This is a genomic window from Specibacter sp. NPDC057265 (genome assembly GCF_042668835.1).
Lineage (GTDB): Bacteria > Actinomycetota > Actinomycetes > Actinomycetales > Micrococcaceae > Specibacter.
The window spans coordinates 26,270-40,094 of the sequence record NZ_JBHUYE010000009.1 but is presented as its reverse complement, the minus strand read 5'-3'; the positions used below and the strand labels follow the sequence as shown (position 1 = coordinate 40,094).

14 protein-coding genes, 6 tRNA genes and 1 riboswitch are annotated in these 13,825 nt (G+C 65.0%); of the genes, 14 read left to right on the top strand and 6 right to left on the bottom strand.

Translation table 11 applies throughout. The features are described from left to right. Positions 1–11: 11 nt before the first annotated feature. Complete coding sequence (locus tag ACFUCV_RS08595; RefSeq protein ID WP_380814591.1) at positions 12–503, bottom strand: hypothetical protein; 492 nt, start codon at positions 501–503, stop codon at positions 12–14. 123 nt (positions 504–626) lie between these two features. Between ACFUCV_RS08595 and ACFUCV_RS08590 the strand changes: the two genes are divergently transcribed. Next, positions 627–1,850, top strand: coding sequence for an alpha/beta hydrolase (locus ACFUCV_RS08590; protein WP_380814589.1), 1,224 nt, complete (start codon positions 627–629; stop codon positions 1,848–1,850). 31 nt (positions 1,851–1,881) lie between these two features. On the opposite strand, the gene ybaK is transcribed toward ACFUCV_RS08590, so the two are convergent. From ybaK to ACFUCV_RS08575, 3 genes are read right to left on the bottom strand one after another with little or no spacing between them, the layout of a single operon-like run. Further along, entirely contained in the window at positions 1,882–2,379 is a 498-nt protein-coding gene (gene ybaK / locus ACFUCV_RS08585; protein WP_380814587.1) for a Cys-tRNA(Pro) deacylase, read from the bottom strand. A 9-nt stretch (positions 2,380–2,388) separates the two neighbouring features. Next, a complete protein-coding gene (locus ACFUCV_RS08580; RefSeq protein WP_380814585.1) occupies positions 2,389–2,847 on the bottom strand; it encodes a SufE family protein in 459 nt (152 codons plus the stop codon). A 31-nt stretch (positions 2,848–2,878) separates the two neighbouring features. After that, entirely contained in the window at positions 2,879–3,799 is a 921-nt protein-coding gene (locus ACFUCV_RS08575) for a sulfurtransferase (RefSeq protein ID WP_380814729.1), read from the bottom strand. A 253-nt stretch (positions 3,800–4,052) separates the two neighbouring features. Here ACFUCV_RS08575 and zapE point away from each other — a divergent pair, with 253 nt between their 5' ends. Beyond that, positions 4,053–5,108 (top strand): cell division protein ZapE, encoded by a 1,056-nt coding sequence (gene zapE / locus ACFUCV_RS08570; RefSeq protein WP_380814583.1) that lies wholly within the window; start codon positions 4,053–4,055, stop codon positions 5,106–5,108. Between the two features lie 102 nt (positions 5,109–5,210). Here the strand turns inward: zapE and ACFUCV_RS08565 are convergent, their stop codons facing one another. After that, complete coding sequence (locus ACFUCV_RS08565) at positions 5,211–5,408, bottom strand: antitoxin (RefSeq protein ID WP_380814581.1); 198 nt, start codon at positions 5,406–5,408, stop codon at positions 5,211–5,213. 292 nt (positions 5,409–5,700) lie between these two features. Next, a tRNA-Val gene (locus ACFUCV_RS08560) sits at positions 5,701–5,775 on the bottom strand. Positions 5,776–6,214: 439 nt separating this feature from the next. Between ACFUCV_RS08560 and ACFUCV_RS08555 the strand changes: the two genes are divergently transcribed. From ACFUCV_RS08555 to ribD, 12 genes are all read left to right on the top strand, one after another. Next, positions 6,215–6,287: transfer RNA gene (locus ACFUCV_RS08555), tRNA-Gly, on the top strand. Positions 6,288–6,311: 24 nt separating this feature from the next. Next, positions 6,312–6,385 (top strand) — tRNA-Cys (locus ACFUCV_RS08550). A gap of 63 nt (positions 6,386–6,448) precedes the next feature. Then, positions 6,449–6,520, top strand: a tRNA-Val gene (locus ACFUCV_RS08545). Positions 6,521–6,571: 51 nt separating this feature from the next. Continuing rightward, positions 6,572–6,644, top strand: a tRNA-Gly gene (locus ACFUCV_RS08540). Between the two features lie 55 nt (positions 6,645–6,699). Next, positions 6,700–6,771: transfer RNA gene (locus tag ACFUCV_RS08535), tRNA-Val, on the top strand. A gap of 127 nt (positions 6,772–6,898) precedes the next feature. Further along, positions 6,899–7,753, top strand: a complete 855-nt coding sequence (locus ACFUCV_RS08530) for a cytochrome (RefSeq protein ID WP_380814579.1) — start codon at positions 6,899–6,901, stop codon at positions 7,751–7,753. A gap of 66 nt (positions 7,754–7,819) precedes the next feature. Then, complete coding sequence (gene def, locus ACFUCV_RS08525) at positions 7,820–8,383, top strand: peptide deformylase (RefSeq protein WP_380814577.1); 564 nt, start codon at positions 7,820–7,822, stop codon at positions 8,381–8,383. After that, the gene (locus ACFUCV_RS08520) at positions 8,380–9,300 is read left to right on the top strand and encodes a methionyl-tRNA formyltransferase (protein ID WP_380814575.1); all 921 of its coding nucleotides are present in this window, start codon (positions 8,380–8,382) and stop codon (positions 9,298–9,300) included. Before def ends, ACFUCV_RS08520 begins: the two co-directional genes overlap by 4 nt. Continuing rightward, on the top strand, positions 9,297–10,883 hold the full coding sequence (locus ACFUCV_RS08515; protein ID WP_380814573.1) for an RsmB/NOP family class I SAM-dependent RNA methyltransferase: 1,587 nt from the start codon (positions 9,297–9,299) through the stop codon (positions 10,881–10,883). The genes ACFUCV_RS08520 and ACFUCV_RS08515 overlap by 4 nt, the downstream gene beginning before the upstream one ends. 23 nt (positions 10,884–10,906) lie before the next feature. Continuing rightward, positions 10,907–11,575 (top strand): ribulose-phosphate 3-epimerase, encoded by a 669-nt coding sequence (gene rpe, locus ACFUCV_RS08510; RefSeq protein ID WP_380814727.1) that lies wholly within the window; start codon positions 10,907–10,909, stop codon positions 11,573–11,575. A 106-nt stretch (positions 11,576–11,681) separates the two neighbouring features. Continuing rightward, positions 11,682–11,824: riboswitch (FMN riboswitch) on the top strand. Positions 11,825–11,943: 119 nt separating this feature from the next. Further along, entirely contained in the window at positions 11,944–12,684 is a 741-nt protein-coding gene (pnuC, locus tag ACFUCV_RS08505; protein ID WP_380814570.1) for a nicotinamide riboside transporter PnuC, read from the top strand. Beyond that, the gene (gene ribD / locus ACFUCV_RS08500) at positions 12,681–13,823 is read left to right on the top strand and encodes a bifunctional diaminohydroxyphosphoribosylaminopyrimidine deaminase/5-amino-6-(5-phosphoribosylamino)uracil reductase RibD (RefSeq protein WP_380814567.1); all 1,143 of its coding nucleotides are present in this window, start codon (positions 12,681–12,683) and stop codon (positions 13,821–13,823) included. The genes pnuC and ribD overlap by 4 nt, the downstream gene beginning before the upstream one ends. Positions 13,824–13,825: the final 2 nt, after the last annotated feature.

Sequence of the window (13,825 nt, the reverse complement as noted above, 5' to 3'; positions counted from 1 at the left end):
GTTTCCAACGCTCAGGAGTCGCCAATAAATCCCGAATCTGAATATAAATGCAGCACCGGCAGGCCCAACTTGCGTTGGGCCTGGTGCGCCCAGTCCTGCCGGAAGGTATCCGCCACGGCGTGCGGGGTGGTGACCACCACTGCCTGCCGGGCGGCACTTTCGGTCACTGCCGCCACGAGGGAGGCGACGGCGTCGCCCGGGGCCACGTGCCCGCTGACCTTGGCGCCGGAAAGTTCCAGCTCCGCCAAGGAGGCGGCGAGGATGTCCTGGGCCTGGCTCAGGACACGCTCCGGGTCCGGTTTGTCCCGCAGTTCCCGCAGGGCCGCCGGCAAGTCCAGCATGGTCAGCTGGTCAATGACGTCAACGAAGAGATTGCGGTGGGTCTCCGCCGGCACCAGCACCACCAGCTCCACGTCCTCGTCGGGGCCGTACAGTGCCGTGATGTTGGCAACGTCGAGGGCCGTAAGGGATTCTTCGGTCAGGATGATGATTGACTCGCTCATGCCCCCAGCCTAGGGCAGGGGAGGGCCGCCCCGGGCGGGAATGGGCCGCAAGGCGCAGAAAAGTTGTGCCCCTGCTGCGGTGCGCCGCTCGACGGGTCCGGCCGCTGTGGGCACAATGGAGGCATGGCCTCCTCGGATCAGCAGTCACGTTCATGGCTCAAGTGGGGCGCAGCGGGGATTGCTGCGGCCTGCTCCGGCGCCGTGGTGGTGGTCACCGCCACCTCCGCCCTGGCAGCTTATTTTGCCCGGCGTGTGGTGATTCCGGACAAGCGCCGCATTGACAATGTGGCCATCTTGGCGGTCATTTCCCATGGACCCACCACGCACGTGGTGCTGGAGGCCACGGCGGAGACCGTGGTCGACGGCCACTACGGATTGTTTTTCAACGCCGGCACGGCGCACGCCGCCATCGGCCCGATCATCTCCTATGTGCCCCGTGAAGGCAGCGTCACCCGTGAGGTGATCTCGCAGTGCGGCGGGGAGCTGCGCGCAGCGACCTCCGGCTGGTGGTCGGGGAACCTGCACGCCCACCCCGGCGAAATGGGCCTTGACGTGGAGGACGTCACCCTGCCCCTGCGCGACGGCGACGCACCGGCCTGGTTCCTGCCCGCGCCCGCCCCCGGCCACACCTGGGCCATCATGGTCCACGGCCGGGGCGCCACACGCAATGAGGGCCTGCGTGCGGTGCCCACAGCCCACCGCCTGGGCATGCACGCCTTGTTGATGTCCTACCGGAACGACGGCGACGCCCCCGCCGCAGCCGACGGCAGGTACGGCCTGGGGGTCACCGAGTGGGCCGATGTTGAAACCGCCATTGACTTTGCTGTGGCGCGCGGGGCCAAGGACGTGGTCTTGTTCGGCTATTCCATGGGTGGTGCCATCTGCCTGCAGGCCGCCGACCTGGCGCGGAACCGCAAACATGTTTTGGCCCTGGTCCTGGACGGCCCCGTCATCAGTTGGGTCAATGTGCTGGCCCACCAGGCGCAGGCAAACCGCATCCCCAACTTCATCGGACAGTACGCCCAGGTCATGCTCACGCATCCGCTGGGACGGCGCATCACGGGCCTGGCCGCGCCGGTGAACCTCAAGGACATGGACTGGGTGTCGCGGGCCGTGGAACTGCGGACCCCCGCGCTCATCCTGCACAGCATTGACGATGATTTTGTGCCATTCGAGCCTACGGCCGAACTGGCCCGCCGCAATCCGGAAATGGTCACCTTCGAACCCTTCGGCAAGGCACGGCACACCAAGGAGTGGAATGTGGACCGGCAGCGTTGGGAGGACGCCGTGGAAGAGTGGCTGCGCCCGCGCCTGGGCCGGCACGCCCTGCCCCGGGACCAGGCGTAGAAGGTCCGCTGCAGGGCCAGGGGGCATACGCTCAGTGGCGTTTTGCCGTGCCAATGGGGGCGGTGGTGGCACCGGTGAGCGTGATCAGGTCATGGGGCCCCAGCTCAAGGTCAAGGCCACGCCGGCCACCGGAGACCAGGATGGTGGCATGGGCCAGCGCCGAATCATCGAGCACGGTGGGGCTGGGCCGGCGCTGCCCCAGGGGCGAAATTCCCCCCAGTACATAACCGGTGCGGCGCCGGGCGGCGCCCGGGTCGGCCAGGGCGGCCTTTTTATGGCCCAGCACCTGCGCCAGGGCCTTCAAATCCAAGCTGCCGCCCACGGGCACAATGGCAATGGCGAAGGTCCCGTCCACCTCCACCACCAGGGTTTTAAAGATCCGTGCGGCGCTCACACCCAAAGCGCCGGCAGCTTCGGCGCCATAGTTGGTGACGGCGGGATCATGGTCATAGCTGTGGGCAGTGAAAGGCACTCCGGCAACAGTGAGTGCCACTGTTGCCGGAGTGCCGGCACTTGTTTTCCTGGCCACGGCGCAAGGCTACGACGCGGGACGCACGCCGCAGGCAATCTTGCGCTTCACGCGCCCCAGCATGGCCGACATTCCCCGCATGCGCAGCGGCGAAATGGCGCGGGTCAACCCCAACTGCTCGGGCATGTCGTCCGGAACAGCCAAAATCTCCTGCGCCGTCAACCCGTCCAGACCCTCAAACAGCACCGAGGCAAAGCCACGGGTAGTGGGCGCCTCGGCAGGTGCCTGAAAGAACAGGCGCATCACTTCGCCGCGGTCGGTCAGTTCGGACTCCACTGTCAAAAACAGCGGCGACTGGCACTCCACCACCTGCTCCAGCAGTTCCGGATGGTTGGACAAGCGCTGGGGCAGAGGGGGCAGCGACCGCGAAAAATCCAAAAGCAGCGTCAGCCTGTCGCTTTCTTCAAGTTCTCGAAAGTCATTGACAATCTCGGCCAGTGCGGGGGGAAGTGCTTGTGAAGTAGTCATTGGCTTAAGCATACGATTCGTTCGCAGGAGGTCAGTTCGCCGAGGGCAGTTCGCCGCACTCCGGGCCGACGGCGATGGGTACGCGTACTGCGTTGCCCCACTCCGTCCAGGAACCGTCATAGTTGCGGACCGTGTCAAAGCCCAGCAGGTACTTCAAGGCAAACCAGGTATGGCTGGACCGTTCGCCAATGCGGCAGTAGGCCACCACGTCGTCGCCGGGAACCAAGCCCGCTTCATCCAGGTAGAGGGCCTCAAGGTCCTCCCGTGAGCGGTAGGTGCCGTCTTCGGCGGCCGCGCGGGCCCACGGGATGGACGCGGCCGTGGGGATGTGTCCGCCACGCAGCGTGCCTTCCTGGGGGTAGGCGGGCATGTGGGTGCGTTCGCCGGTGTACTCCTCGCTTGACCGCACATCAATCAAGGGCTTGCCCAGGTGCGCCAGCACATCCTCCTTGTAGGCGCGGATGGGGGCGTCATTGCGTTCGACCACCGGGTACGCCGCCGATGCCGCCACTGCCGTGGCGTCGGTGGTCAGTTCGCGTCCTTCAGCAATCCACTTGTCACGGCCGCCGTCCAGGAGCCTGACATCCTCATGGCCGAACAGGGTGAAAACCCACAGGGCATAGGCTGCCCACCAGTTCGATTTGTCCCCGTACACCACCACGGTGGTGTCGCGGGAAATTCCCTTGGCCTGGGCGAGCTTGGCAAAGGCCGCCCCGTCAATGTAGTCCCGGGTGACGTCGTCGTTCAGGTCCGTGTGCCAGTCAATTTTTACCGCACCGGGGATGTGGCCCGTCTCGTACAGGAGCACGTCCTCATCCGATTCCACCACCACCAGGGACCCCTCCGCGGCGGCGCCGTCGGCGAGTGCCTGGGCGAGCCATTCGGTGGAGACCAGGCGCTCGGGGTGCGCATAGGCGGCGAACTTTTCATTTTCTTCTACTGCAATGGCCATGTCGTCCTTATCCATTCAACTGCTCCTGCGTGGTCCTGACGTTGATTTCAACCCCGGGCACGCAATGAGGAGGAGGCTAGTGTGTTGCTGCGCCAAAGGGGTGCAGCCCTTGTTCCCGTCTTTGAGCCTAACCAGCAGGCGGCGCACAATAATCCCGCGCGTTAACGAAACGCAATATCGGGTTGGTATTCTTGAGCTGGCAGGCTAAGGCTGAAAACCGTCTGCACCCCCATCGTTCTGATCGGAAATTTACTTGGTACATGTAGAACAACTTTCCACGCGTCGGCCCGTGGTGTCCGTGGAGGAGCTGTTGCAGGGCTTCGTGCCGTCGCCCCGTTTTGGTGAAGTTTCCTTTGACAGCTACAGGCCCGACCCCTCGCAGCCCACCCAGTCTCAGGCTGTGGACATGTTGCGTGAATTTGGCCAGGCCACCCAGAAGAAGCAGGGCGGCGGCCTGCGCCGCTTCTTTGGCGGCAGGGACAAGTCCGACGGCGTCGGGCAGCGGGCGGGCATTTACCTTGACGGCGGCTTTGGGGTGGGCAAGACACACCTGCTGTCCTCGCTGTGGCACCAGGCGCCGGGCCCCAAGGCCATCGGCACCTTTGTGGAGTACACCAACCTGGTGGGCGCCTTGTCCTTCCGCAAGACGGTGGAGGCCCTTAGCCACTACAAACTCATTTGCATTGACGAGTTTGAACTGGACGATCCAGGGGACACGGTGCTCATGTCGCGGCTGATGCGTGAGCTGGCCGATGCAGGGGTCAAACTAGCCGCCACCTCCAATACCCTCCCCGGGGCCCTGGGGGAGGGCCGCTTTGCCGCAGTGGACTTTCAACGGGAAATCCAGGTCCTGGCCGAGCAATTTGAAATTCTGCATATTGACGGGGAGGACTACCGCCACCGCGGACTGCCGACCCCTCCGGACCCCGTGCCCAACAGCGACCTCAATGCGCGCATGCGGGCCGACTTTGCGGGCAGGACCGTTGCCGTGGATGATTTTGCCGTGCTTTTGGACCACTTGGCCGGGGTGCACCCCTCGCGTTATCGGCAGATGCTCTCCGGCATTGATGCAGTGGTCTGGCGCAATGTGCACACCATCACCGAACAATCCGTGGCCCTGCGTTTTGTGGTCTTGGCAGACCGCCTCTATGACAAGGATGTGCCAATCCTGGCCAGCGGAGCGCCGCTGGATGAGCTTTTCACCGCGGAAATGATGGGCGGCGGCTACCAGAAGAAATACTTCCGCGCAGTCTCGCGCCTGACCGCGCTGGCCCGCGAGGCCCAGGAGCCCCCACTGTCCGCAGCTTGAGCGCCGCGGGGGCGGGCACGGGCGCAACGGGGGGCCTTAAACGCTAAAGGCGTTGGTGCCGTCTCTCGACGGGACCAACGCCCTTGACGCGCTCATTAAAGGCTAAGGCTTGGGGTTGTTGGCTGCGCCATCCACAAATCCGGAGGCGGCCCGCTGGGCGGAGTCCACATGGCCCTTGAACTTGTCACCGGTCTTGTTATCGACGATGTCGCCAACCTTCTCGATGCCGTCCTTGATGCTCTGTTCCCTGCCGCTGATCAATCCTGCGGCCTTGCCTTTAATATCGTCAAAAACAGACAATAGGCACCTCCCTTCGATCCTGGGGTCTAACGCCCTAACCGTTAAAAAGCCTAGTCCCGGTTGCCGCTTTGTCAACGCCCGTGCCGTGACCCACAGCCGGCATGCACGGTCCGTCCCGGGCCGGGGGGAGCCGTTCAAGGCAAGCCACGGCAGGGCGCCGGGCGCGGGTTTGTGGCACGGAAGGGCTGCGTGGGCGCCGATTCCCGCATCCGCCAGCTGCGGGCAAAACCGCCGTCAGGCACAAAAAAGCCCCGCCGGCCAGCATTTCTGCTGGTCAACGGGGCTTTTTTCCTGGTGGGCGATACTGGGTTCGAACCAGTGACCTCTCCGGTGTGAACGGAACGCGCTACCACTGCGCCAATCGCCCAATTTCCATGTCCGCACCGTGTTTGCTGCGGGTCATGAGCATTGCTGCGTTCAATACAGTAGCCCACGCTTTCCCTTTTCTCATAATCGGCCTCCGTGCAGCTGCGCACAGCCCGCTCCACAGCCGGACACGGCACGGCGGTGCACGGCGGTGCGCGGTGGCGTGCGTGGCAGCTGTGACCGAATGTGACCAGCGCCATAGTGGATAAAAGGTGCCCAACGGGGTCAATTGTGCTCAAACCAAGCCCCTGGGACGGCCCCGGCGGTGCGGATGACGGGCCCATGACCTGCGGAAATTCAAGCATCCAGGCCATGGATCCACTGCTTCCAAGGCCCTGCCACGGGCCGATTTGGTGTTTCGGAAAAAGCTCAGGTAATGTTTTCACCGCAGCAACACGGACTACCGAAGCGGAGACGCCAACGGGGGAAATGATGCGCATGCGGTTGTAGCTCAGCTGGTAGAGCACCACCTTGCCAAGGTGGATGTCGCGAGTTCGAATCTCGTCAACCGCTCGCATGACATCGTTTGGTTTTCACGGTGGGGTGGCCGAGAGGCGAGGCAACGGCCTGCAAAGCCGTGTACACGGGTTCGAATCCCGTTCCCACCTCCATATGGCTGAACCATGAAGTACGCAGTATCCAAGGTATGTTGCCGCAGCTGGCAGGGTGCGTTTGGGCGATTGGCGCAGCGGTAGCGCGCTTCCCTGACACGGAAGAGGTCACTGGTTCGATCCCAGTATCGCCCACTGATGAACTTGTTCATCATGTTGATGCAAATCAGCACAGGCAGTATATATGCGGTTGTAGCTCAGCTGGTAGAGCACCACCTTGCCAAGGTGGATGTCGCGAGTTCGAATCTCGTCAACCGCTCGGAACATGAAAATTGCCGGGACCTCACGGTTCCGGCAATTTTTTCACCGCCCATGGGCGATTGGCGCAGCGGTAGCGCGCTTCCCTGACACGGAAGAGGTCACTGGTTCGATCCCAGTATCGCCCACTTCAAGGCACCCCCCGGGGTGCCTTTGCCGTTTAACGGCCAATGCTGCCAAGGCCCGCGATGCAGCTTGTCCACAGTGGTCCGAATCCGGCTGTGCGGTGTCACAGGGTAGTGGAATAGTAGAGGCATGACAGCTCCAGCATTGGCACACAGCACTGAACTCGGGCGGATGTATGCCCGCTCCCTGCAGGATCCGCCCACGGTTCCCTCCATCACCACGGTCATTGGCCAGCAGGCGTCCTCGTTGGACGGCTGGATTGGGTACATGGCCGCAACGGCCGCCGTGAACCACCCGGATCTGGGTGCGGGGGTGGGCAATCCCGGCAAGCTGCGCACCGTGGTGCGTGAGAGTTCCAATGCCGCCGAACAGTTCCGGGATTCAGCCGCAGCCCGTGGCGATCGGGTCCACCAGTACTGCGAGCAGCTGGCATTGCGGACCCTGGACCGTCCGCATCGCCTTGCCGAGGCCCGTGAGGCCCTGGCGGAAAAGGGTGAGGAGAATTTTGCCCTGCGCTTTGACGCGTGGTGGCAGCAGTATGATGTGCAACCGCTGGTGCCGGAAATCACCGTGTGGAACCAGAGCCTTGGTTACGCCGGAACCCTGGACCTGGTGGCAAAAATTGGCGGGCGCCTGTGCATCATTGACTACAAGACCAAGGGCACCGACCGCAATGGCCAGGTGAAGTCCTTGGATGCCAAGGTGGTCATGCAGCTGGTGGCCGGGCTGAAGGCGGAGGAATCCATTGTGGATGAGGCCGCCGGTGAGTGGGAGCCATGGAAATACGGGCAGGATCCCATCCTGCTGGGCGTCGCCATTGGCGAGACGGAAGTCAGGACCCTGCGTGCCAACCCGGAGGTGCTCAAGGCCCACTGGTTCAAGTTCGCTTCCCTGCGCCGCGTGTGGCAAACGTCCCTGGATGCAGCGGCAGCAGGACCGCCGCTGTTTGAAGTGCCGCCGCCGGCCCCGGAATCGGCCCACTAGACTGGTTGGGCCGGAAGTTATCAAACGGGTTCCGGCCCGTGCCACAAGCAAAGCGAGGTGCCGTCCATGGCCATCCTAAGTATCCGCATCATCGGCGACCCGGTTTTACGAACCGTCGCCGAGGAAGTGACGGACTTCGGCCCCGGGCTGGCCAAGCTCATTGACGACATGCACCAGACCATGGCCGATGTCCAGGGCGCCGGTTTGGCGGCCCCGCAGATTGGCGTGAACAAGCGCATCTTCACCTACAACGTTGATGGTGAACAAGGCCACGTCATCAACCCCGTGCTGGCCGCCTGCGACGACCTCGCCGCCGGCGAGCCCGAAGGCTGTTTGTCAGTTCCCGGCCTGGGTTACACAGTGGTGCGCCACCGCTGGGTGCGCCTGACCGGGGTTGACCTCAACGGGCGGCCCTTGGATCTGGAGGCCACCGGCCTGTTGGCAAAGTGCTTTCAACACGAGACCGACCACCTCAACGGCAAATTGTACGTGGACCGCCTGGACGGTGACGACCGCCGGGAGGCCCTGCGCGCCATCCGCAGGGCCAACTACCACAATGTCACCGCCCAGACCATGGCGCGCAGGGCCCAAAGCGTTGGCTCGGCGTTTGCCGTCGGGGCCGTCCAGTGAAGGTCCTCTTTGCCGGCACACCCGAAGTTGCCCTGCCGTCCCTGACCGCCCTGATGGCCGCCGGCCATGAAATCGTGGCAGTGCTCACGCGCCCGGACGCCCCCTTGGGCCGCAAACGGATCATGACGCCGTCGGCCGTCGCGGCACGTGCGCAGGAACTGGGCCTGCCGGTCATCAAGGCCAACAAGGTCGACTCCGGGACCGCCGCCGCCATTGCCGCCGCCGGCCCCGAGGTGGCAGCCATTGTGGCCTACGGCGCCCTGGTGCCCGAACATGCCCTGGGAATCCCGCCCCTGGGCTGGGTCAACCTGCACTTCTCCCTGCTGCCGGCATGGCGCGGGGCGGCGCCAGTGCAGCATGCAGTCATCAACGGCGACGAAGTCACCGGCGCCTCTACCTTCCTGCTGGAGAAGGGTCTGGACACCGGCCCGGTGTTTGGCACCATGACCGAGGCCATCGGCCCCGCCGACACCAGCGCCGGGCTGCTCCGGCGCCTGGCCCACAGCGGTGCCCTGCTCCTGGCCCAAACCCTGGACGGCCTCGGTGCCGGCCAACTGGTGGGGGTGCCACAGCAAGGTGACGTTTCGCTGGCCCCCAAGCTGACCTTGGAGGACGGGCGGGTGCGCTGGGGTGATCCGGCATTGGCCGTCAACCGGCGCATCCGCGGAGTGAGCTACGAGCCCGGCGCCTGGACCATGCTGGCGGGGCAGCGTTTCAAGCTGGGACCGGTGGCCATGCGCAGCGATGTGCAGGGCCTGCCGCCGGGCCGGCTGCGCTTGGACGCCGGCGCGGTGCTGGTGGGCACCGGCTCCCATGCGGTGGAACTGGTGGACGTGCAGCCGGCGGGCAAAAAAATGATGAAGGCAAGTGACTGGGCACGTGGCCTAGCCAACAAGGAAGAAACGGTGTTTGAATGAGCAGCGAGCCAGGCGGACGTTCCGGCCACCCCAACAACAACGCAGGCGGTGTCAGGCGCCGTGACGCGGCCGGACGTGAACGCAACCGCAGCACCGGGCGCAACCGCACGGATACCGCCCCGGGCCAGCGCACCCGCGCCGCCGACCCTGCCCGGCTCGTGGCCTTTGAAGTTCTGCGCGCGGTGTCGGCGGACGACGCCTACGCCAACCTGGTGCTCCCGGCCCGCATCCGCAAGCACCACCTGGACCGCAGGGATGCCGGATTCGCCACTGAATTGGCCTATGGGGCCCTGCGCGCCCAGGGAAGCTACGACGCCATCCTGGCAAGGTGCGTGGACCGTCCGCTGTCCGAGGTGGACCCGGCCATTGTGGACGCGCTGCGCATTGGCGTGCACCAGCTGCTGGCCATGCGTGTGCCCAGCCACGCAGCGCTGGACCAGACCGTGGGGCTGGCCCGTGCCGTCATTGGTGCCGGACCCTCCGGTCTGGTCAACGCCGTGCTGCGCAAAGTTGCCGCCAAGGAGCTCTCCGAATGGCTCAGCGAACTCACCGCAGGGCTCAGCGACGAGGTCAAGATCGCCTCCATTGAGCACTCCCATCCGGAGTGGATTGTGCGCGCGTTCCGCCAGGCGCTGGTGGCGCACGGCCGTGATGCCAGCGAGGTGGGGGCGCTGCTTGAGGCTGACAATGCCGCCCCCGTGGTGAATCTGCTGGCACTGCCGGGACTGGGAAATTTGGATGAGGCGTTCGACGCCGGTTTCACCCCGGGTGCGCTGGTGGCGGACTCCGCCCTGTCCTCCGGCGGGGATCTGAGCCGGCTGGACGGTGTCCGCGAAGGCACCGTGCGCGTCCAGGACGCCGGGTCCCAGCTCGTGGCCCGGGCCTTGGCCGGTGTGGAGATCGAAACCACACTGGACGGCGGCGAGGAGCGCTGGCTGGACATGTGCGCCGGCCCAGGCGGCAAGGCCGCGCTGTTGGCAGCCCTTGCCGGACAAAAGGGCGGCTGGCTGCTGGCCAACGAACCGTCCGTGCATCGGGCCAAGCTTGTCTCCCAGGCCCTGGCCGCGGTGCCGGAGGACAGCTGGACCGTGCGCACCGGGGACGGCCGCGACATTGGCCGCGAGCACCCCGCAGCATTTGACCGTGTTCTGGTCGACGCGCCCTGCACCGGCCTGGGTGCGCTGCGCCGCCGCCCGGAATCCCGGTGGCGCCGCACCTTGGCCGACGTCACCGAGCTCGGTCCGCTGCAGCGCGAACTCTTGGCATCGGCGCTGGAGGCCGTCAAACCGGGGGGAGTGGTGGCGTATGTGACGTGTTCCCCGCACGTGGCGGAGACCATTGCCGTGGTGGAGGATGTGATGCGCAGACGTGGGGACGTGGAACTGCTCGATGCAGGCCAGGCACTGGATGCCGCCAGCCTCAGCGGCGACGTGGCTGCGGGGAACCACGCAGCCGCCGTCCCGGCCCACCGGATGATGGCCCAGCTGTGGCCCCATGTGCATCAAAGCGATGCGATGTTCCTGGCCCTGATCCGCAAAAACGGGCGGGTGCCCGCCCCCGCGCCCCAAGACGACCAGAAGTGAAAGGTGACCCCGTGGCCAACTCCCTGCCCGCCTGCTGCATCAACCCCAGCATTTTGTCCGCCGACTTTGTGAATCTGCAAAGCGAACTGGCCAGGATCGCCAACGCCGACGCCGTGCACGTGGACGTCATGGACAACCGCTTTGTGCCCAATCTGACCATTGGCCTGCCGGTGGTTCAGCGCATCCAGGAAGTAAGCCCCATTCCCCTGGACGCACATTTGATGATTGCCGAGGTGGACCGCTGGGCCCCGCTGTACGCCGGCGCGGGGCTGGCCTCCGTCACCTTCCACGTCGAAGCCTCGGATGCGCCCATCAAGCTGGCGCGTGAACTGCGCGCCCGCGGAGCGAAGGCAGGCATGGCGCTGCGCCCCGCCACCGCCGTCGAGCCGTACCTGGACATGCTGCCGGAGCTGGACATGTTACTGATCATGACGGTGGAGCCCGGCTTTGGCGGGCAGGCATTTTTGGATGTGACCCTGCCCAAAATCCGCCGTGCCCGGGCCGCCATTGCCGGCAGCGGCGTCAACGTGGCCATCCAGGTGGACGGCGGGATCACCGAGGAAACCATCACCCGGGCTGCGGAGGCGGGGGCCAATGTTTTCGTCGCCGGCTCCGCGGTCTACGGCAGGCCGTCCCCGGAAGAGGCCATTGAATCGCTGCGGACCAAGGGTCGGCTGGCCTTCGGGCGGTAGATTCCACGACGCCGGCACGGTTCCGCCTGGACTGGGCCAAAGAAGTGTCATAATGATTACAGCGTCCGCATCAGCGGGTGCCGTCATGTTTAACGATTTGCAGTAATACGTGCTCCGGGGTCGGTGTAATTCCGAACCGGCGGTTATAGTCCGCGACCCGCGCGCCGCAGCTGGCAACAGCTGTGGCAGACGGTTGATCTGGTGAAATTCCGGAACCGACAGTTAAAGTCTGGATGGGAGAAGCACGAACAGTCTTGGCCTTTTCGGGTCGGGGGTGTGGCAGCGCCATGGGCCTGCCGCCGCTCCTGCGCCCGTGGGCTTTCTGTACGCTACCCCGGAGCCATCGCGGCCTTGAAAGGGTAGGTAAAATGGACTTTCTGCGATGGCTCTTCGACGCTAAATGGGAATTCGCCGACGGCGGCTTCCTCTTGTGGCGCGAGGTCATAGGTAATGTCTTTGGGCTGCTCAGCGCCCTCGGCGGCATGCGCCGTAAAATCTGGGCCTGGCCCGTGGGCATTGTGGGAAATGCGCTGTTGTTCACGGTGTTCATGGGATCCGTCTTCGGCTCCGAGGGCTATGTGAACCTGCTTGGCCAGGCCGGCCGGCAAGTGATGTTCATTGCCGTCTCCATCTACGGCTGGCGGCGCTGGAGCCAGAGCCGCCATATGAAAAACGACGACGACACGCACGTTGGCGAGGCCGTCGCACCCGAGTGGGCCGGAACCCGCGTGCGTTGGCTTCTTCTCGCCGCCATGGTGGGGGGCACCGCCGTGCTGACGCCCATATTCCGGGCCCTTGGCTCCTACGAACCGGTCTGGGCGGACGCCTGGATCTTCATGGGTTCCCTGCTGGCAACCTACGGCATGGCCAAGGGTTGGGTGGAATTCTGGCTCATCTGGGTGGCCGTGGACCTGGTGGGTGTGCCACTGCTGTTCAGCGCCGGATATTACGCCTCCGCCTTCATGTACATCTTCTACGGTGCATTTACATTGGCCGGTTTCTTCGTATGGTGGAAGGTGCGGCGCACCAGTGATGCCCTGGCCCGCCAAGTGTCGGTGGATGCCACCTTCCCTGACATTACCGTGGGCAAGAAAGAGGCCAAGCCATGAACTACTCCCTGAACTCCGTTCCTTTCGATCCGGACGGCCATTTAGAGCACTTCACGGCCGCTGAAACCCTGGGCATGGAGACCGCCCTGTCCGCGGCGCGTCAGGGCGTGCGCGGCTCAAACCCGCTGGTTGGGGCTGCCATCATTGACGCCGACGGCACTTTTTTGGCCATTGGCTACCACCGCGGCGCCGGCACCGCGCACGCCGAAGTTGACGTCATTGGCCGGCTGCTGGGCACCGGGGTCAAACGGGACCTTTCCGCCGCGACGCTCATTGTCACCCTGGAACCCTGCAGCCACGTGGGCCGCACCGGCCCCTGTACCCAGGCCATCCTCGACGCCGGCATTGGCAACGTGGTGTTTGCCGTGGCGGATCCGCACCTGCCGGCCTCCGGCGGAGCCCAAATCCTGCACAATGAGGGCATCAACGTCCGGATGGGACTCATGGCCGCCGAGGCCGAGGACCTGAACCGCCAATGGTTCATTGCCGTGCGCGAGCGGCGCCCCTTCATCACGGCGCGTCTGGCCCAGACGGTGGACGGCAGGATCGCCGCCGTGGACGGCACCAGCCAGTGGATCACTTCCCAGGAATCACGCCAGGACTCCCACCGGCTGCGTGCCCGGGTCGATGCCATTGTGGTGGGAACAGGCACCGTGCTGGCTGACAATCCCCGCCTGACGGCCCGTGGCGCCGACGGATGCGACGCCGCCGAGCAACCCCTGCGCGTGGTCATGGGCATGCGTGAGATCCCCGCCGACGCGGCGGTCCGTGGCACATCCACCACCCCCAGCAGTCCGGAGCGCCTGGGCAACGACGATTTCCTGGCGCTGCACACCCACGACCCGGCAGAGGTGGTGCGCGAACTTTATGACCGCGGCGTGGGTCATTTGATGATTGAAGGCGGCGCCAAAATCAATGCCGCCTTCCTGGCCAGTGGCATGGTCGATGAACTGGTGGTTTATCTGGCGCCGATCCTGCTGGGATCGGGCATTCCAGCCCTCACGGATCTGGGCATTGACACCCTGTCCCAGGCCCAGAAGTGGGAATGGGACGCCACCACCACCGGCCCCGTCGAAGTGCTGGGGCCGGACCTGAAACTGACTTTGATGCCCGCCCGCACGGGCGCGGAAGGTGCGTGATC